The sequence below is a fragment of the Microbacterium sp. C5A9 genome (assembly GCF_022627955.1).
Lineage (GTDB): Bacteria > Actinomycetota > Actinomycetes > Actinomycetales > Microbacteriaceae > Microbacterium.
The window spans coordinates 25,775-41,970 of the sequence record NZ_JABXGD010000008.1; the positions used below are offsets into that span (position 1 = coordinate 25,775).

Below are 16,196 nucleotides of genomic sequence, written 5' to 3' on the forward strand. Positions count from 1 at the left end.
CCGCATCTCAGAGCACGCAGCGCAGATTGTCCGCCGCGCCGGAGACGTTCGCCCAGCCGTTGGCGGGAGCCGTCGCGAGAACCGTCGTGACCTTCCTCGCCTGAGCGGATCCGCTCGAGCGCGCATCGGCGATGGACCTCGTGACGAAGCTCGACGGGATCGTGTGCGTCGAGCACGTCGTCCAGCTGAGCTTGGCCCCGGTCAGCGAGCCGCCGGTGAAGGCGCACACCTGTCCGTTGGCGCACGAGCCGACGGCCGCGCGCAGAGCGATGTCGCCGCGAGCGGGCACCGTGAGCGCCATGCCCAGCTCGGGCCACACCGCGTGGTTCCTGTCGACGATGACCCCGCCGGGCACCTCGTCCATCACTTCGACGATCAGGCTCGCGACCTCTTCATCGCCGAAGCCCTCGGCCTGCGCGGCACCGCCCAGCGTTCCGGCGGCGAGAACGCCCAGCACGATCGCGACGGCGACGCGACGCGCTCTCATCGGATCAGGCTCTCGTCGAGATCCCACAGCGTGTACGAGACGACAGCGCCGGCGTCGATCAGATCGGTGTCCTCGAGGTTCGTGCGCTCGATGCCGATGATGCGGCCGGTGTCGATCGACATCAGCACGACGTCGCTCGCCGCTCCGTCATCCGACACGACCCGCAGGCCCGCTGCCGGACGGCCGAGGCGATCGACCGTCGACCCCAGCCCCTCGGCATCGCCCGTGGCCTCGAGGATCCCGAGCAGCTGCGACTGCTGCGGGTTGGTCAGCGTCCACTGCTGGAGCATCGTCGTCATGGCCGTGAGCACCTCGGCTCCCGTGGGGTCCGCCGGCATCCCGAACGCCGAGAGGGCCGCCTCGACCTCCTGTTCGCTGCTGCCGAAGGCGTCGGGAACCGCGGTCGCGAACTGGCCGGGCTCGATCGGCAGATCGACCGAGATCTGTCCCGAGCTGCTCACCTCTGCACCCATGTTCGCCGTCGCATCGGCCGGATCGTAAGGCACACCGAGGATGCTCGTCATATGACCGGAGAGGTCGGGCTCCCACTGCAGTACGGTCAGCTGCGGCACCACCTCTGTCTCGCCGGTGCTCCCGTTGATGTCGAATGCCCAGTTCGCGGATCGCACGACTCGCTCCGGGGCGATCGGACCGTCACTCGCTGCCAGCGACTCCTGCGCGCTCTCCACCGTGGCAGCTGCGCTCTCGGCGGATGAGAAGTCGAGAGGGTCGAGCCCCTCGGCGACCGCCTCACCCTGCGGCACGAGAACCGCGACAGCCACGACGGCGGCTGCGGCGGCCGCGGCGAGGCCGGAGGCCCATCCGACGGCGACGGCGCGGCGTCGTCGAGGAGCGCGCGAGGTGCGGATGATCCTGTCGCGCACCATCAGTGCGGCGGCGCCGGGATGCGCATCCCGCGGGGTCCGGGCGGGATCCGCCTCCGTCAACACCCGATCCAGCAGCGCGTGGTCGCCCATCGCCGTCACCCCGCCTCCTCCAGTCCGAGCGCCGTGCGCAGCTTCTGCTGTGCGCGACGCAGCGTCTTCCTCACTCGGATCTTCGGGCTGCGCAGCATCTCAGCGATCTCCCCCACCGCGAGCCCATCCCAGTATGTCAGCATGATGATACGCCGCTCAGTCCTGGATAGGACACCCAAAGCTGTGAGGACGCGCACCCGCATGGTGAGGTCAGCGGCACCCTCGGCGCCGGACATCCCCCGATGCACCGCGTCGAGCGCCGTCCGCCGCGTGACCGCACGAGCGGTTCTCGACCGCAGCACCCGGTCGGCGGCGCGCAGAAGCCACAGACGGTCCATCGGCCTCGCCGGGTCGAGGCGCGACCAGGCGTGGAGGAAGATCTCCGACACGATCTCCGTCACTTCGGTGTCGTCGTCGACGACGCCCTCGACGTGATGGCGCACGCGCGCCCAGTTCGCATCGAAGAGCGCACTGAAGGCGTGATCCTTCTGCTTCTCGGCGTCGTCGCCGCGGGTGCTCATCTCTGTCGTCCGGTGGAGCACCCGACCCGCTCAGCGTGTCGGTTCCCCATCTCAGAAGCCGAGTCGACCGAGCTGCTTCGGGTCGCGCTGCCATTCCTTGGCGACCTTGACGTGCAGCCCCAGGAAGACCCGCGTGCCCAGCAGCTCCTCGATGCCGACACGCGCCCGACGGCCCACATCGGCCAGCCGCTTGCCCTTGTGCCCGATGATGATCGCCTTCTGGCTGTCGCGCTCGACCACGATCGAGGCATGCACGTCGGTGAGGTCGCTGTCCTCTCGCGGTGCGATGTCGTCGATCACCACGGCGATGGAGTGCGGGAGCTCATCCCGGACGCCGTCGAGCGCCGCTTCGCGGATCATCTCGGCGATGCGGTCCTCTTCGGACTCGTCCGTCGTGACGCCCTCGCCGTACAGCGCAGGGCCCTCAGGCATGAGCGAGAGGACCTCGTCCGCGAGGACCTCGAGCTGGTCGCGGGTCAGCGCCGACAGGGGGATGACCGCTGCCCAGTCCTCACGCAGAGCATCGACCTCCATGAGCCGTTCGGTGATCTCATCGCGACCGGCGGCATCGGTCTTCGTCACGATCGCCACCTTCTTCGCGCGCGGATACCCGTCGAGCGAGGCGGCGATACGTCGGTCGCCGGGGCCCACCTTCTCGGTGGCCGGCACGCAGAAGCCGATGACGTCGACGTCGCCGAGCACCTGCTCCACGAGATCGTTCAGGCGCTCGCCGAGCAGAGTGCGCGGCTTGTGGATGCCCGGGGTGTCGACGATCACGAGCTGACCCTCCGGCCGGTTCACGATGCCTCGGATGGCACGCCGTGTGGTCTGGGGCTTCTCGCTGGTGATGGCGATCTTCTCGCCGACGAGCGCGTTCGTGAGGGTCGACTTGCCGACGTTGGGTCGTCCCACGAAGGTCACGAACCCGCTTCGCATCTGCTCAGTCATCGTCCTGGTCTCCTTCGTGCCCTGCTCCTGCAGGATCGTTCACGGCTCGTTCGACGAACACCGTCGCGATGCCGCGTCCGCGTCCTCTCGACGCGCCTCCCGTCAGGGTCAATCCCTCGACGGTCGCCATGGCTCCCGGCTGAGGAACCTGGCCCAGGGCCTTGCCCAGCAGACCGCCGATGGAGTCGACGTCGTCGTCCTCGAGCTCGAGTCCGAACAGGTCGCCGACATCCTCCAGCGAGAGTCGGGCGCTCACGCGGTATCGTCCGTCGCCGAGTTCGACGACTTCTGCTGCCACTCGATCGTACTCGTCGGAGATCTCGCCGACGAGCTCCTCGATGAGGTCCTCGAGAGTCACCAGGCCCGAGATGCCACCGTGCTCGTCGATCACGAGACACACGTGCACCGCGTCGCGCTTCATCTGCTGCAGGAGCGTCTCGGCGCGCATGGACTCGGGCACGAAGGTCGCGGGGCGCGAGATCGGGCGGATGGATGCCGCGCGCCAGGCGCTCTCATCGCGATACGCGAACTGCACGAGGTCCTTCAGATACAGCACGCCGACCACGTCATCGGCGTCGTCGTCCACCACGGGCATCCGCGACACCCCGCGCTGCAGGAACAGCGTCATCGCCTCGTCGGTCGTGGCCGTCGCGTCGACCGTGACCATCTCGGTGCGCGGCACCATGACGGCGCGGACGAACTGATCGGTGAAGTCGAACACCGAGTGGATGAGGTCGCGGTCGTCGGCCTCGATGAGGTCGTTCGACGCGGCCTCGTCGACCATGCTGAGCAGCTGCTCCTCAGAGGTGAACGAGCTGCGACCTGTGCCGGGCGTCACCCGGTTGCCGAGGAGCACGAGGCCCTGCGCGATCGGACCGAGGAAGATCCGCAGGCCGCGGACGATCGGAGCGTTCGCCCGAAGGATGCGGTCGGCATGTTGACGGCCGAACGACCGCGGACTCGCTCCGACGAGCACGAACGTGATGCCGGTCATCAGCACGGCGGCGGCGAGCATCGCCCACCAGATGTTGTCGAAGAGGATGCTGAACGCCACGGTCACGAGCACGGCGGCCGCGGTCTCGGCGAGCACGCGGATGAAGGAGACCGAGTTGACGTGCGCATCCGGGTCGACGGCGATCCGCGCCAGCTGACGGGCGTTGCGCCCCTCTGCTCCCATCTCCGCGATGTCGGAGCGCGAGGTGACGCCGAAGGCCGCGTCGATGGCTGCCATGAGGCCGCCGAAGGCGACAAGCAGCACCGCCCCCGCGAGGAGGAGACCCGCGGTCATCGTCGACGTTCGACGGCAGCGAAGCCCTGGATGAGCTCCTTCTGCAGTCCGAACATCTCACGCTCCTCGTCGGGCTCTGCATGGTCGAATCCCAGCAGGTGCAGCAGTCCGTGCGTGGCGAGCAGGATGAGCTCGTCCATCAGCGTGTGTCCGGCCGCCTGCGCCTGGGTCTCGGCGACCTGCGGGCACAGGACGATGTCTCCGAGCAGTCCGGGGGCGGTCGGGCGGTCCTCGGTGCCGGGCCGCAGCTCGTCCATGGGGAAGCTGAGCACATCGGTGGGGCCGGGCTCATCCATCCACTGCACGTGCAGCGCCTCCATGGCACCCTCGTCGACGAGGACGATGGCGACCTCGGCATCGGGGCTGACGTGCAGCTGGGCGAGGTTGAAGTCCGTCAGGCGCTGGAGCACGGTCTCGTCGACGTCGATGGCCGACTCGTTGTTGATCTCGATCATTTCTGTGCTCGTTTCATCAGGAGAGGCCTCGTTTCGGCATGCGGTCCCTGGGGCCCGGTCGCTGTGCTCCCCGGCGCTCGGCGCGGTTGGCGAACTCCGCCGCCTGCTCGCGCTCGAAGCGCTGCGCGGTGCGGCGTTCGTCGTACTCGCTGTATGCGTCGACGATGCGTCCGACGAGCGAGTGCCGCACCACGTCGTCGCTGGTGAGACGAGCGAAGTGGATGTCGTCGATGCCGTCGAGCACCCGTGTCACGAGACGGAGTCCGGACGAGCCCTGCGGCAGGTCCACCTGGGTGATGTCGCCTGTGACGACCATCTTCGATCCGAAGCCCAGGCGGGTCAGGAACATCTTCATCTGCTCGGGGGTCGTGTTCTGCGCCTCGTCGAGCACCACGAACGAGTCGTTGAGCGTGCGGCCGCGCATGTAGGCCAACGGCGCGACCTCGATGGTCCCCGTCGCCATGAGGCGAGGCACGATCTCCGGATCCATCATCTCGTTGAGCGCGTCGTAGAGCGGGCGCAGGTACGGGTCGATCTTGTCGGTGAGCGTGCCGGGCAGGAACCCGAGCCGCTCCCCCGCCTCCACGGCGGGACGCGTGAGGATGATCCGCGTGACCTCCTTGCGCTGCAGCGCCTGCACGGCCTTCGCCATCGCGAGGTACGTCTTGCCGGTGCCCGCAGGACCGATTCCGAACACGATCGTGTTCTCCTCGATCGCGTCGACGTACTCCTTCTGACCGAGCGTCTTCGGTCGGATGACCTTGCCGCGCGTCGACAGGATCGCCTCGCCGAGCACCTCGCTCGGGCGCGGTCCACCGTCGGTGCGCAGCAGGCGCGCCGAGCTGGTGACGTCGCTGGGGGCCAGGTCGTGACCGGCCTTCGTCATGGTGAGCAGTTCGTCGACGAGGCTCTTGGCCTTCTCCACCGCGTCGGCGGCGCCGGTCAGCGTGATCTCGTTGCCGCGCACGAGCACCTGCACCTCGCGGTGCTCCTTCTCGAGCATCCGGAGCAGACGGTCCTGCGGACCCAGCAGCTGCACCATCGCGACGCCGTCGGCGTAGACGCGTTCGGTGATGATGTCTTGATCGTCAGAAGCCAACGAGCTTGTTCTCCTCGATATTGCCGAGCACATGGGCGTGCACGTGGAACACGGACTGCGCGGCGCTCGCGCCGTTGTTGAAGATGAGGCGGTACTCGCCGTTCGCGTGGTCATCGGCGAGCTGCTTGGCTGCCGACACCATCTCGGCGAGCAGACCGGGGTCTCCCGCCGCGAGTTCCGTGACGTCGCGGTACTGCTCGGTCTTCGGGATCACCAGCGCGTGCAGCGGCGCCTGCGGATCGATGTCGCGGATGGCGAAGACCCGACCGGTGTCCAGGAGGATCTCACCCGGGATGTCGCCACTGAGTATGCGCGTGAAGATCGAGGGCTCTGCCATGGTCTCAGTCTACCGATCGGGCGGCTCGGAAGGCTCGAGCCGCGTCACCAGCGCCCGAGAGCCACAGACAGCACCGCGATGGCGGCGGGACCCGCCGTCGACGTGCGCAGCACGGTGTCACCGAGCAGCACGCGCTCGGCGCCCGCTTCCACCAGCCGCGCGATCTCCTCATCGGAGATCCCGCCCTCGGGCCCGACGACCAGCACGACATCCCGACCGTCGGACTCCAGCTGCGAGATCCGCGTGGATGCGGTGGGATCGAGCAGCAGGACACGCTGCTGCGCGGCGCGTGCCGCGAGCTGCTTCGTCGTCACGGGTGCCGCCACCTCTGGCACCCACGCGCGATGCGCCTGCTTGGCCGCCTCGCGGACGATGCTCGCCCAGCGCTCCCGGCCCTTGACGGCCTTCGCACCCTCCCAGCGCGAGACGCTGCGACTCGCCTGCCACGGAACCACCTCGTCGACACCGAGCTCACAGGCCGCCTGCACCGCGAGCTCGTCGCGGTCGCCCTTCGCGAGGGCCTGCACCAGCACGATCCGCGGGGTCGGCGCGGGAGCGACGGCCCGTTCGGAGACGCGCACGTCGACGCGCGCGGGCGTCACCTCTTCGGCGACGCCGGTGAGCCAGACCCCGGCGCCGTCTCCGACGGTGACCGCCTCGCCGACCCGCAGGCGACGGACCACCGCCGCATGCTTGGCCTCGGACCCGGTCAGCGTGACGACGTCGCCGATGGCGGTGTCCGACGCGGACTCGACGAGGAAGTGCAGTGCCATGGGATGCCGATCAGTGCGAGCGGAAGCGATCGCGGAACTTCGAGAACAGTCCCTGCTGGAACTGCGCCAGCTGGGGCTCGGGCGCCTTGGTCTTCTTGGCGAAGTCCTCGATGAGCCGGCGCTGTGCGGAGTCGATCTTGGTGGGGGTCAGCACCTGCACTCCGACGCGGAGGTCGCCGCGCTGGCTGCCGCGCAGCGGCGTGATCCCACGCCCCTTGATCGTGAGGACGTCACCCGACTGCACGCCGGGACGGATCTCGAGATCGACCTCGCCGTCGAGCCCCTGGATCGTCGTCTCGGTGCCGAGGATCGCGTCGGTCATCGCGACCTCGAGCGTCGCCAGCAGGTCGTCGCCGTCGCGGCTGAACGCCGGATGGGGGTTGACGGTGACCTCGACGTACAGGTCGCCGTTGGGGCCACCGGCCTTGCCGACCTCGCCGGAGCCGGGAAGCTGCAGGCGCAGGCCCGTCTCGACACCGGCGGGGATGTCGAGCGACACCGTGCGACGCGAACGCACTCGGCCCTGGCCACCGCACGTGCCACACGGATACGGGATCGTCGTGCCGTATCCCTCGCACGTGCCGCACGGCTGCGAGGTCACGACGTTGCCGAGCAGGCTGCGCACCTGACGCTGCACGTGGCCCGATCCGCCGCAGATGTCGCAGGTCACCGGCGAGGTGCCCTCCTGACAGCACGAGCCGTTGCAGGTCTCGCACAGCACGGCGGTGTCGACCTCGATGTCGCGGTGTGCGCCGAAGACGACATCGCCGAGATCGAGGGTGACCCGCACGAGCGCATCCTGACCGCGCTCACGCCGCGAGCGCGGACGTGCTCCACGCCCTCCGCCCTGCCCTGCTCCGAAGAACGTCTCGAAGATGTCGCCGAACCCGCCGAATCCGCCGAAGTTGCCGGCAGCGCCGTCGCCTCCTCCCATGTCGTACCGGCGACGCGACTCGTCGTCGCTCAGCACGTCATAGGCGTGGGTGACGAGCTTGAATCGCTCGGCCGCATCCTCACCCGGATTCACGTCCGGGTGGAGCTGCCGTGCGAGTCGTCGGTATGCCTTCTTGATCTCGTCGGTGGAAGCGTCGCGGGAGACGCCGAGTACCTCGTAGTGATCCGCCACAATGGCCCTTCTGCGTGTCGTGTCAGGTCGCCCGCGTCAGCGAGCGGCCTCGTCTTCGTCGAGCATCCGCGACAGGTAGCGGGCCACAGCCCGCGCCGCCGCGAGGTTGCTCGGATAGTCCATGCGGGTCGGCCCCATCACGCCGACTCGAGCTGTGCCGCTGGGGGCGGCGTAGTTGCTCGCGACGATCGAGGCCTCACCCAGTCCGAACGAGGCGTTCTCGGTGCCGATGCTCGCCGCGAGTCCGTGCGAGTCGGTCTCCATCTCGCTCATCAGCCGCAGCAGGGTCACCTGCTCCTCGATCGCCTCGAGCAGCGGATGGATGCTGCCGCGGAAGTCCTGCTCGCGCCGGGCGAGCGTGGCGGCACCGGCCATCACGAGCCGCTCCTGCCGGAACTGACCGAGCTCGTCGATGATGATCGTCGCGAGCGCGCGGAGCACCTGATCGTTCGCATGCTCGTCGGCCGCGAGGAGGGACTGCAGGCGGTCGGCTGCATCGCTCACGGCACGCCCGGTGATCAGAGCCGACAGGCGTGCGCGGAGCACCGCCATGTCGGTCTCGTCGACCACAGCCGGCAACGGGGCCATGCGCTGTGACACGCCGCCGGCGTCGGTGACGAGGACGATGAGCAGGCGCGTCGGCGCGAGCGCGACGAGCTCGATGTGGGTGAGGTTCGCGCGGGCGAACGAGGGGTACTGCGCGAGCGCGACCTGACCGGTGAGCTGCGTGAGGACCCTGACCGTGCGGACCATGAGGTCGTCGAGGTCGGCGGGATCCGTGAGGAACGACTCGATGGCCGTGCGCTGCGCTCCCGAGAGCGGGCGCAGCTGGGCGAGGTGATCGACGAAGACCCGATAGCCCTTGTCGGTGGGCACGCGGCCGGACGACGTGTGCGGGGCCGCGATCAGCTCCTCGTCTTCGAGCAGCGCCATGTCGTTGCGGATGGTCGCGGCCGACACGCCGAACGAATAGCGATCGACGATGGATCGGCTGCCCACGGGCTCATGCGTCTCGACGTAGTCCTGCACGATCGCGCGGAGGACCTGGAGGCCTCGTTCGCTGACCATCGCATCTCCTCCCTCTGGCACTCACCGGCTACGAGTGCCAATTCTACCCGTCGAGGGGCGCACCGTGCTGATCCCCCTACGATGAGCACCATGAGTGTCGCGCCGCAGGCCACCGTGTCCACCGGAACCGTGCGCGGCGAGGCGCTCGACGGAGTCGACCGCTACCTCGGCATCCCGTACGCCGCCGCCCCCTTCGGAGCGAACCGCTTCCGCGCACCGCGCACCGCCGCCGCGTGGGACGGCGTGCGCGACGCCACGGCGTTCGGGCCGACCGCGCCGCAGCATCCGTATCCCGGCGCGATCGGAGATCTCCTGGGCTCGGTCGAGATCCCCGGCGACGACATCCTCACCGTCAACGTCTGGGCTCCGCACGATGCCGACGGCGCTCCGGTCGTCCTCTGGATCCACGGGGGCGCCCTCGAGCGCGGCACCGCGGCCATCCCCCTGTACGACGGCGCCGCCTTCGCGCGTGCGGGGATCGTCTTCACCTCGATCAACTACCGCCTCGGATCCGAGGGCTTCTCCGTGCTGAAGGACGCCCCCAGGAACCTCGGGCTCCAGGATGCTGCGGCGGGCCTCGAGTGGGTGCATCGCGAGATCGCCGCGTTCGGCGGCGACCCCGGCCGGATCACGGTCATGGGCGAATCGGCGGGCGGGGCGATCGTCGCCGGTCTGCTCGCGAACACGTCGTCACGCGCACTGATCGCTCGCGCGATCATCGAGTCCGGACCCCTCGAGGCGCAGAGCGTCGCGAAGGCGGGTCGGGTCACGAATCGCCTGGCGAAGCTGCTCGGCGTCCCGGCCGACCGGGCCGGGTTCGCGCAGCTGTCGCCCGAGAGGCTGCTGCACGCGCGGCGTCGTCAGGCCGCCGGCTCGTCACCGCTCGGCGGGGCAGCGGGATTCCAGTTCGCGGTCGACCCCGAGTCCCTCCCCCGCTCACCGCACGAGATCATCGCCGACACCGACGTCCCCCTTCTCATCGGGAGCAACACCGACGAATACCGCCTGTGGTTCCCGCCTGCGGATCTGGCGGCGATCAGCGGACTGAAGCTGCTGCTCGCGCGCCTGGCGCTGCGGATTCCGCGACGAGCCGTCACGGCCTACCGAGCTGCCTTCCCCGGCGCCTCCACCGGTGAGATCTTCGGCCAGCTCGCCACCGACCTCCTGCTGCGCGCGCCGCTCACCCGCGTCGCCCGAGCGCGCGCCGCTCACCCGCGTCGCCCGAGCGCGCACCGCACCCACCTACGTGTACGAGTTCGCTTGGGAGAGCCCGGTCCGCGACCTGCGCGCGGCGCACGCGCTCGAGCTGGGCTTCGTGTTCGACCGGCTGCGCGATCCGGAGGCTCAGCGTCTCGCGGGCGCCGACGCGCCGCAGGCCCTCGCCGACGAGATGCACGCCGCCTGGATCTCGTTCATCACGACCGGCGACCCCGGATGGCCCGTCTTCGGGCCGGGGCGGCTCACGCGTCTCTTCGACACCCGGACCTCGACCGTCGCCCAGCGGCGCACCGAGGCGCTGGACCTGCTCACCCCGCGGGCGTAGACGCTCAGCCCGACACCTGCTCTCACCCGACGCTGGGGGCGAGACGGTCAGTCCGTGAGCTCGCGCACGACGGCGTCGGCGAGGAGGCGCCCGCGAAGCGTGAGCTGCACCCGACCGCGCACCGCCGCGACGGGATCGACGAGGCCGTCGGCGATCAGCCCGGCGACACGGGAGCGCTTGTCGGCCCGGAGGTCGTCCACGGCGATCCCCTCGCGAATGCGGCTGAGCAGCAGGATGCGCTCGAGCATCCGCGACTCGTCATCGGGGCGTTCGGTCCCCGCGGCGGGCGACTCCCCCGCCGCGAGGCGCTGCGCATAGGCCGCGGGGTGCTTGACGTTCCACCAGCGGAGTCCTGCGACATGGCTGTGGGCGCCGGGTCCGAACCCCCACCAGTCGCTCCCCCGCCAGTAGGCGAGATTGTGGCGCGAGCGCTGCTGCTCGGAGCGCGACCAGTTGCTCACCTCGTACCAGTCGAAACCGGCCGCCGCGAGGCGGGCGTCGGCGAGCTCGTACATGTCGGCCTGGAGATCGTCGTCGGGAGTAGGCACCTCGCCGCGGCAAATCTGCCTGGCGAGCTTCGTGCCGTCTTCGATGATCAGCGCGTACGCCGAGATGTGGTCCGACTCGAGGGCGAGCGCCGCGTCGAGCGAGGCCTCCCAGTCGGCGAGCGACTCGCCGGGTGCCCCGTAGATGAGGTCGACGCTGACCGCGAGGCCCGCATCCTTCGCGGCAGCGACGGCGGTGTCGACGTTCTCGGGCCGATGCGTGCGATCCAGCGCGGCGAGCACATGGGGAACCGCCGACTGCATGCCTATCGAGAGCCGCGTGACCCCCGCATCGGCGAGGATGCGCGCGACATCGGGAGTGACCGTGTCGGGATTCGCCTCGACCGTGACCTCGGCGCCCTCGGCCAGGCCGAACGCGTCGGTCGCGGCCCCGAGCATGCGGGCGAGATCGCCGGCCGGCAGCAGCGTGGGGGTGCCTCCGCCGAAGAACACGGTGTCCATCGGTCGCAGCGCTCCGGCGTCGGCGAGCACCTCTCTGGCGAGGTCGATCTCGGTGAGGAGGGTCGAGGCGTAGTCCTCCTGCTTCGCACCGCGCAGCTCACCGGACGTGTAGGTGTTGAAGTCGCAGTAGCCGCAGCGCACGCGGCAGAAGGGGATGTGCAGGTAGGCCGAGAACGGCACCTCGGGATCCAGCGGAAGATCGGCGGGAAGACGACCGTCGGCCGGGGCCGGGTCGCCGAGCGGCAGAGGACCGGCCATCAGAGGGCTGAGTTCATCAGAGCGGCGTCGCGTACAGCGGCGAGATCGCGCGCAGGTAGCGGGCGAACAGCTCGCGGCGACGGCGCTTCACGAGAGCGGGCACGGTGCGATACAGCAGCGAGTTCGGCGCGTCGAAGGCGCGCACCGTGAACCACACCTCGTCGTTGTCCTCGCGCCAGTCGATGTCGAACGACTCTTCGCCCCGTACGACCGAACCGCCGACGGTGCCGAGCACGAATCCGATGCGGCGCTTCTCCTCGGTCACGGAGATGACGCGCAGTTCCGCGTCGGCTCTCATGCCGGCCACCCGGCCGTGCAGGCGCAGAGTCATCCCGGGGCCCGCGAATGGGGTCCCCTCGGCGTCGAAACGCTGCTCGACGTCGTTCTTGCTCGGGGCGATCGGGGTGCCCTCCGCGTCGAAGCTCACACCGGCGTAGGCCGGTCCGGGTGCCGGGCGCACATCGTCGACGCTGAGTCCCGAGGCGCGCTGCGCCGTCCAGGTCAGAAGAGATTCGCCCGCGGTCTGGAACCGCTCGAGTCCGCTGCCGATGCGCCAGGAGTTCTCCGCCGGGATGCTGCGCTCCGGCGGATACTGCATCAGATCGGGGGCGTGGGTCGCACCCACGGCCGCATAGTCCACCGTGTCGTCTCGGAAAGTCCCGCGCCGCATGAGAGCCAGCCTACTTGGCATTACCTGGACGATCACTCACCCCGGGTTCCCGAACCTGCCTGCACCGGTCGATCTCCGACTCGACGCTCGAGATGTACCGACGGAACACCCCGCGCTGCATGGCGCGGAGAACCGGCGTCAGCAGCCGCCATCGCAGGGTCGAGGGGCGCGAGATCGATCGCGCGGTGAACCGGCCGTCTTCGAGAACGAACGATTCCTCTCCGTAGATCGGGTGCCCCGGGCGAGTCTCGTAGCCGAATCCGTGCTCGTCGGCCCACACCACGCGGATCGGCTCCGCGAAGTGCATCCCGAGCACGGTCGTGCCGAGGCGCCCCTCCTGCCCGGCGACGGGCTCGCCCCCTGGCGTCTCGAAACCGGCGCGCCTCTTGAACTCCCACGAGGTGATGAGCGCGCCGACGGCTGTCTGCGCGTATTCCGGCACCGCCACCGAGCGCTCGGCGCCGCGCATCCCCTTCGGGAGGTCTCCGAGCGGATGCCGTGTCAGGCCGCGCTCGTACCGCGGCAGCGTCACGCTACTTCTTGTCCTTGCCTTCGACGTCGCCCGAGAGCGCGGCGATGAACGCCTCCTGGGGGACCTCGACGCGACCGACCATCTTCATGCGCTTCTTGCCCTCCTTCTGCTTCTCGAGGAGCTTGCGCTTGCGGGTGATGTCACCGCCGTAGCACTTGGCCAGAACGTCCTTGCGGATCGCGCGGATGGTCTCGCGGGCGATGATGCGCGCGCCGATGGCCGCCTGGATCGGCACCTCGAACTGCTGGCGCGGGATGAGCTTGCGCAGACGCTCGGCCATCATCGTGCCGTACGCGTATGCCTTGTCGCGGTGGACGATCGAGCTGAATGCGTCGACCTTCTCGCCCTGCAGCAGGATGTCGACCTTCACGAGATCCGCCTCCTGCTGGCCGGCGGGCTCGTAGTCGAGCGAGGCATAGCCCTGCGTCTTCGACTTGAGCTGATCGAAGAAGTCGAACACGATCTCACCGAGCGGCATCATGTACCGCAGCTCGACGCGCTCCTCCGAGAAGTACTCCATCCCGAGCAGCGAGCCGCGTCGGGACTGGCAGAGCTCCATGACCGTACCCACGTAGTCCTTGGGCAGCAGGATCGCCGTCTTCACCATGGGCTCCGCCACCGAGCCGATGCGCCCGTCGGGGTACTCGCTCGGGTTGGTCACGGTCACGGTCTCGCCGGTGTCGCTGGTGAGGACCTCGTAGATCACGCTGGGCGCGGTGGTGATGAGGTCGAGGCCGAACTCGCGCTCGAGGCGCTCGGTGATGATCTCGAGGTGCAGGAGTCCGAGGAAGCCGCAGCGGAATCCGAATCCGAGCGCGACCGAGGTCTCGGGCTCGTACTGGAGCGACGCGTCGGAGAGCTTGAGCTTGTCGAGCGCCTCACGCAGCTCCGCGTAGTCGCTGCCGTCGATCGGATAGATGCCGGAGAACACCATCGGCTTGGGGTCGGTGTAGCCCGCGAGGGCCTCTGACGCGGGCTTGCGCGCCGCCGTGATCGTGTCACCGACCTTCGACAGACGCACGTCCTTCACACCGGTGATGAGATAGCCGACCTCTCCGACGCCGAGTCCCTTCGTGGGGATCGGCTCGGGGCTCGACACGCCGACCTCGAGCGCGTCATGGTTCGCGCCCGTCGACATCATCTGGATGCGCTCGCGCGGCGAGAGACTGCCGTCGACCATGCGGACGTAGGTGACCACCCCGCGGTAGGCGTCGTAGACCGAGTCGAAGATCATGGCTCGGGCGGGGGCATCCGCATCGCCCACCGGGGCCGGGATCTCCTGCACCAGGCGGTCGAGCAGCGCCTCGACGCCCACACCGGTCTTGCCCGAGACGCGCAGCACGTCCTCCGGCTTGCCGCCGATGAGGGATGCCAGTTCCTTGGCGTACTTCTCGGGGTCGGCCGCCGGCAGGTCGATCTTGTTGAGGACCGGGATGATGTGCAGGTCGTTCTCGAGAGCCAGGTAGAGGTTCGCGAGCGTCTGAGCCTCGATGCCCTGGGCGGCGTCGACGAGCAGGATCGCCCCCTCGCAGGCGGCGAGCGACCGGGAGACCTCGTAGGTGAAGTCGACGTGCCCCGGCGTGTCGATCATGTTGAGCGCGAACGTCTCGCCCTCGAGCTCCCAGGGCATGCGGACCGCCTGGGACTTGATCGTGATACCGCGCTCGCGCTCGATGTCCATGCGGTCCAGATACTGGGCGCGCATGTCGCGATCCGAGACCACGCCGGTGATCTGGAGCATGCGGTCGGCGAGGGTCGACTTGCCGTGGTCGATGTGCGCGATGATGCAGAAATTGCGGATCTTCGTCGCAGGCGTCGCGGCAGGCTGAAGCGGAGTGAGGGCGCGTGGTGACATGTCCCGTCGATTCTACGGGGCGTGATGGTCAATGCCCGATTCGGTGGAAGCGGTGATATCCCGATTCGACCGCGATGGTGATAACCTGCCGAGGTTGCCCGGGAGCCATCCGTGACACCGGATCCCGTGAGCGATAAGACTCCGTCACACACCATGCGGCGAGTCGATTCGCGCAGATCGGCAGACGGTGCACGGCCGTCTCCCTCCGGCTCAGAGTTGCGTCGGCTGTTCCCGAGCGCGTCTGAAAAAGAGAGAGAATCAACACCTTGATCAAGTATCTCGTGCGCCGAGCACTGGGCTGGCTGCTGATGATCGTGGTCGCGACCAACGTGACCTACTTCCTGGCGTGGTCGTTCCTCGACCCCCGGAGCAACTATGTCGGGCGCCGCCCGCCGCTCTCCCCCGAGGAGATCACGCGGATGCTCGAGCCGTTCAACCTGAGCGACACGGTTCCGCTCCTCGAGCGGTGGTGGACCTGGTTCAGCGGCATCCTCTTCCGCTGGGACTGGGGGCAGAGCCCGGTCGGCCAGTCGGTGAACGACCAGATCGCATACCGCATGTGGGTCTCGGGCGAGCTGGTCATCGGCGCGACCATCCTGGGTGCCGTGCTCGGCATCGGGCTCGGCGTCTACACCGCCTCTCGCCAGTACAAGCTCGGCGACCGGATCGGTCAGGCGACGTCGATCGTGACGATGAACATCCCCATCGTCGTCGCGGCGCTCGGAATCGTGCTCCTCGCCATCGCCTTCAACGAGTGGGCGGGTGTGCGCGTCTTCTACGTGACCGGCGCCGGCAGCAAGGGTGTGGAGGGCTTCTTCCCCTACATCATCGACAAGCTCCAGCATCTGACGCTTCCCACGATCGCCCTCGTCCTCACGGGCTACGCGAACTACCACCTGCTGCAGCGCTCCCTCCTGCTCGACAACATCAAGGCCGACTACGTGCGCACGGCGCGTGCCAAGGGCCTCACGAAGCAGCAGGCGATCCGCAAGCACGCCCTGCGTCCGTCGCTCATCCCGGTCGCGACGCAGCTCGCGTTCACGATCCCGACGGTCTTCACCGGCGCCATCCTGACCGAGTCGATCTTCGGCTGGAACGGCATGGGCAAGTACTTCATCGACACGATCTCGAAGAACGACGTCCACGGCGTCGTGGCGGTCGCCGCCTTCGGTGCGGTCCTGACCGCAATCGGCGCGATCCTCGCGGACATCGCCGTCGTCGCCCTCGACCCGCGAGTGAGAGTGAGCTGACA

Annotated in this window: 18 protein-coding genes and 1 pseudogene; 3 read left to right on the forward strand and 16 right to left on the reverse strand. The window is 68.8% G+C overall.

Annotation, left to right across the window (positions count from 1 at the left end; genetic code table 11):
• Nucleotides 1–7 precede the first annotated feature (7 nt).
• The 11 genes from HWD99_RS15115 to hrcA are packed head-to-tail and all read right to left on the reverse strand — an operon-like array spanning nucleotide 8 to nucleotide 9,079.
• Nucleotides 8–487 (reverse strand): hypothetical protein, encoded by a 480-nt coding sequence (locus HWD99_RS15115; RefSeq protein ID WP_241797021.1) that lies wholly within the window; start codon nucleotides 485–487, stop codon nucleotides 8–10.
• Nucleotides 484–1,464 carry a hypothetical protein gene (locus HWD99_RS15120; protein WP_241797218.1) on the reverse strand — a complete coding sequence of 327 codons (981 nt, stop codon included), beginning with the start codon at nucleotides 1,462–1,464 and terminating at the stop codon, nucleotides 484–486. Before HWD99_RS15120 ends, HWD99_RS15115 begins: the two co-directional genes overlap by 4 nt.
• Before the next feature lie 5 nt (nucleotides 1,465–1,469).
• Nucleotides 1,470–1,985: an RNA polymerase sigma factor gene (locus HWD99_RS15125; RefSeq protein WP_241797022.1), complete on the reverse strand. Its 516-nt coding sequence runs from the start codon at nucleotides 1,983–1,985 to the stop codon at nucleotides 1,470–1,472.
• Nucleotides 1,986–2,036: 51 nt separating this feature from the next.
• Nucleotides 2,037–2,933 (reverse strand): GTPase Era, encoded by an 897-nt coding sequence (gene era / locus HWD99_RS15130; protein ID WP_241797023.1) that lies wholly within the window; start codon nucleotides 2,931–2,933, stop codon nucleotides 2,037–2,039.
• Nucleotides 2,926–4,221 carry a hemolysin family protein gene (locus HWD99_RS15135; RefSeq protein WP_241797024.1) on the reverse strand — a complete coding sequence of 432 codons (1,296 nt, stop codon included), beginning with the start codon at nucleotides 4,219–4,221 and terminating at the stop codon, nucleotides 2,926–2,928. Before HWD99_RS15135 ends, era begins: the two co-directional genes overlap by 8 nt.
• Nucleotides 4,218–4,676 (reverse strand): rRNA maturation RNase YbeY, encoded by a 459-nt coding sequence (ybeY, locus tag HWD99_RS15140; protein ID WP_241797025.1) that lies wholly within the window; start codon nucleotides 4,674–4,676, stop codon nucleotides 4,218–4,220. The genes HWD99_RS15135 and ybeY overlap by 4 nt, the downstream gene beginning before the upstream one ends.
• Nucleotides 4,677–4,692: 16 nt before the next feature.
• Entirely contained in the window at nucleotides 4,693–5,718 is a 1,026-nt protein-coding gene (locus tag HWD99_RS15145; RefSeq protein WP_241797219.1) for a PhoH family protein, read from the reverse strand.
• Between the two features lie 46 nt (nucleotides 5,719–5,764).
• Nucleotides 5,765–6,112 carry an HIT domain-containing protein gene (locus HWD99_RS15150; RefSeq protein ID WP_241797026.1) on the reverse strand — a complete coding sequence of 116 codons (348 nt, stop codon included), beginning with the start codon at nucleotides 6,110–6,112 and terminating at the stop codon, nucleotides 5,765–5,767.
• 44 nt (nucleotides 6,113–6,156) lie between these two features.
• Nucleotides 6,157–6,885, reverse strand: a complete 729-nt coding sequence (locus tag HWD99_RS15155) for a 16S rRNA (uracil(1498)-N(3))-methyltransferase (protein WP_241797027.1) — start codon at nucleotides 6,883–6,885, stop codon at nucleotides 6,157–6,159.
• Nucleotides 6,886–6,895: 10 nt separating this feature from the next.
• Complete coding sequence (dnaJ, locus tag HWD99_RS15160) at nucleotides 6,896–8,011, reverse strand: molecular chaperone DnaJ (RefSeq protein ID WP_241797028.1); 1,116 nt, start codon at nucleotides 8,009–8,011, stop codon at nucleotides 6,896–6,898.
• 36 nt (nucleotides 8,012–8,047) lie between these two features.
• Complete coding sequence (gene hrcA / locus HWD99_RS15165; protein WP_241797029.1) at nucleotides 8,048–9,079, reverse strand: heat-inducible transcriptional repressor HrcA; 1,032 nt, start codon at nucleotides 9,077–9,079, stop codon at nucleotides 8,048–8,050.
• A gap of 90 nt (nucleotides 9,080–9,169) precedes the next feature.
• Here hrcA and HWD99_RS15170 point away from each other — a divergent pair.
• A pseudogene (locus HWD99_RS15170) lies at nucleotides 9,170–10,030 on the forward strand (carboxylesterase family protein); the annotation flags it as partial.
• Here the strand turns inward: HWD99_RS15170 and HWD99_RS15175 are convergent.
• The gene (locus HWD99_RS15175) at nucleotides 10,016–10,291 is read right to left on the reverse strand and encodes a hypothetical protein (RefSeq protein ID WP_241797030.1); all 276 of its coding nucleotides are present in this window, start codon (nucleotides 10,289–10,291) and stop codon (nucleotides 10,016–10,018) included. The pseudogene HWD99_RS15170 and the gene HWD99_RS15175 overlap by 15 nt on opposite strands.
• A gap of 34 nt (nucleotides 10,292–10,325) precedes the next feature.
• Between HWD99_RS15175 and HWD99_RS15180 the strand changes: the two genes are divergently transcribed.
• Entirely contained in the window at nucleotides 10,326–10,622 is a 297-nt protein-coding gene (locus HWD99_RS15180) for a hypothetical protein (protein WP_241797031.1), read from the forward strand.
• A gap of 47 nt (nucleotides 10,623–10,669) precedes the next feature.
• Here HWD99_RS15180 and hemW read toward each other — a convergent pair whose 3' ends face one another.
• The 4 genes from hemW to lepA are packed head-to-tail and all read right to left on the reverse strand — an operon-like array spanning nucleotide 10,670 to nucleotide 14,944.
• Entirely contained in the window at nucleotides 10,670–11,887 is a 1,218-nt protein-coding gene (gene hemW / locus HWD99_RS15185; RefSeq protein ID WP_241797032.1) for a radical SAM family heme chaperone HemW, read from the reverse strand.
• A gap of 16 nt (nucleotides 11,888–11,903) precedes the next feature.
• The gene (locus HWD99_RS15190) at nucleotides 11,904–12,557 is read right to left on the reverse strand and encodes a DUF1990 family protein (protein WP_241797033.1); all 654 of its coding nucleotides are present in this window, start codon (nucleotides 12,555–12,557) and stop codon (nucleotides 11,904–11,906) included.
• Between the two features lie 10 nt (nucleotides 12,558–12,567).
• Nucleotides 12,568–13,089, reverse strand: coding sequence for a DUF1990 family protein (locus HWD99_RS15195; RefSeq protein WP_241797034.1), 522 nt, complete (start codon nucleotides 13,087–13,089; stop codon nucleotides 12,568–12,570).
• A gap of 1 nt (nucleotide 13,090) precedes the next feature.
• Nucleotides 13,091–14,944, reverse strand: a complete 1,854-nt coding sequence (gene lepA / locus HWD99_RS15200) for a translation elongation factor 4 (protein ID WP_241797035.1) — start codon at nucleotides 14,942–14,944, stop codon at nucleotides 13,091–13,093.
• Between the two features lie 266 nt (nucleotides 14,945–15,210).
• Here lepA and HWD99_RS15205 point away from each other — a divergent pair, with 266 nt between their 5' ends.
• A complete protein-coding gene (locus tag HWD99_RS15205) occupies nucleotides 15,211–16,194 on the forward strand; it encodes an ABC transporter permease (protein WP_241797036.1) in 984 nt (327 codons plus the stop codon).
• Nucleotides 16,195–16,196 lie beyond the last annotated feature (2 nt).

What these genes read in the sequence shown, in the direction of transcription:
- HWD99_RS15115 (WP_241797021.1), bottom strand. Translation starts at nt 487, where the DNA reads ATGAGAGCGCGTCGCGTCGCCGTCGCGATCGTGCTGGGCGTTCTCGCC.
- HWD99_RS15120 (WP_241797218.1), bottom strand. Translation starts at nt 1,464, where the DNA reads ATGGGCGACCACGCGCTGCTGGATCGGGTGTTGACGGAGGCGGATCCC.
- HWD99_RS15125 (WP_241797022.1), bottom strand. Translation starts at nt 1,985, where the DNA reads ATGAGCACCCGCGGCGACGACGCCGAGAAGCAGAAGGATCACGCCTTC.
- era (WP_241797023.1), bottom strand. Translation starts at nt 2,933, where the DNA reads ATGACTGAGCAGATGCGAAGCGGGTTCGTGACCTTCGTGGGACGACCC.
- HWD99_RS15135 (WP_241797024.1), bottom strand. Translation starts at nt 4,221, where the DNA reads ATGACCGCGGGTCTCCTCCTCGCGGGGGCGGTGCTGCTTGTCGCCTTC.
- ybeY (WP_241797025.1), bottom strand. Translation starts at nt 4,676, where the DNA reads ATGATCGAGATCAACAACGAGTCGGCCATCGACGTCGACGAGACCGTG.
- HWD99_RS15145 (WP_241797219.1), bottom strand. Translation starts at nt 5,718, where the DNA reads ATGGTGCAGCTGCTGGGTCCGCAGGACCGTCTGCTCCGGATGCTCGAG.
- HWD99_RS15150 (WP_241797026.1), bottom strand. Translation starts at nt 6,112, where the DNA reads ATGGCAGAGCCCTCGATCTTCACGCGCATACTCAGTGGCGACATCCCG.
- HWD99_RS15155 (WP_241797027.1), bottom strand. Translation starts at nt 6,885, where the DNA reads ATGGCACTGCACTTCCTCGTCGAGTCCGCGTCGGACACCGCCATCGGC.
- hrcA (WP_241797029.1), bottom strand. Translation starts at nt 9,079, where the DNA reads ATGGTCAGCGAACGAGGCCTCCAGGTCCTCCGCGCGATCGTGCAGGAC.
- hemW (WP_241797032.1), bottom strand. Translation starts at nt 11,887, where the DNA reads ATGGCCGGTCCTCTGCCGCTCGGCGACCCGGCCCCGGCCGACGGTCGT.
- HWD99_RS15190 (WP_241797033.1), bottom strand. Translation starts at nt 12,557, where the DNA reads ATGCGGCGCGGGACTTTCCGAGACGACACGGTGGACTATGCGGCCGTG.
- lepA (WP_241797035.1), bottom strand. Translation starts at nt 14,944, where the DNA reads ATGTCACCACGCGCCCTCACTCCGCTTCAGCCTGCCGCGACGCCTGCG.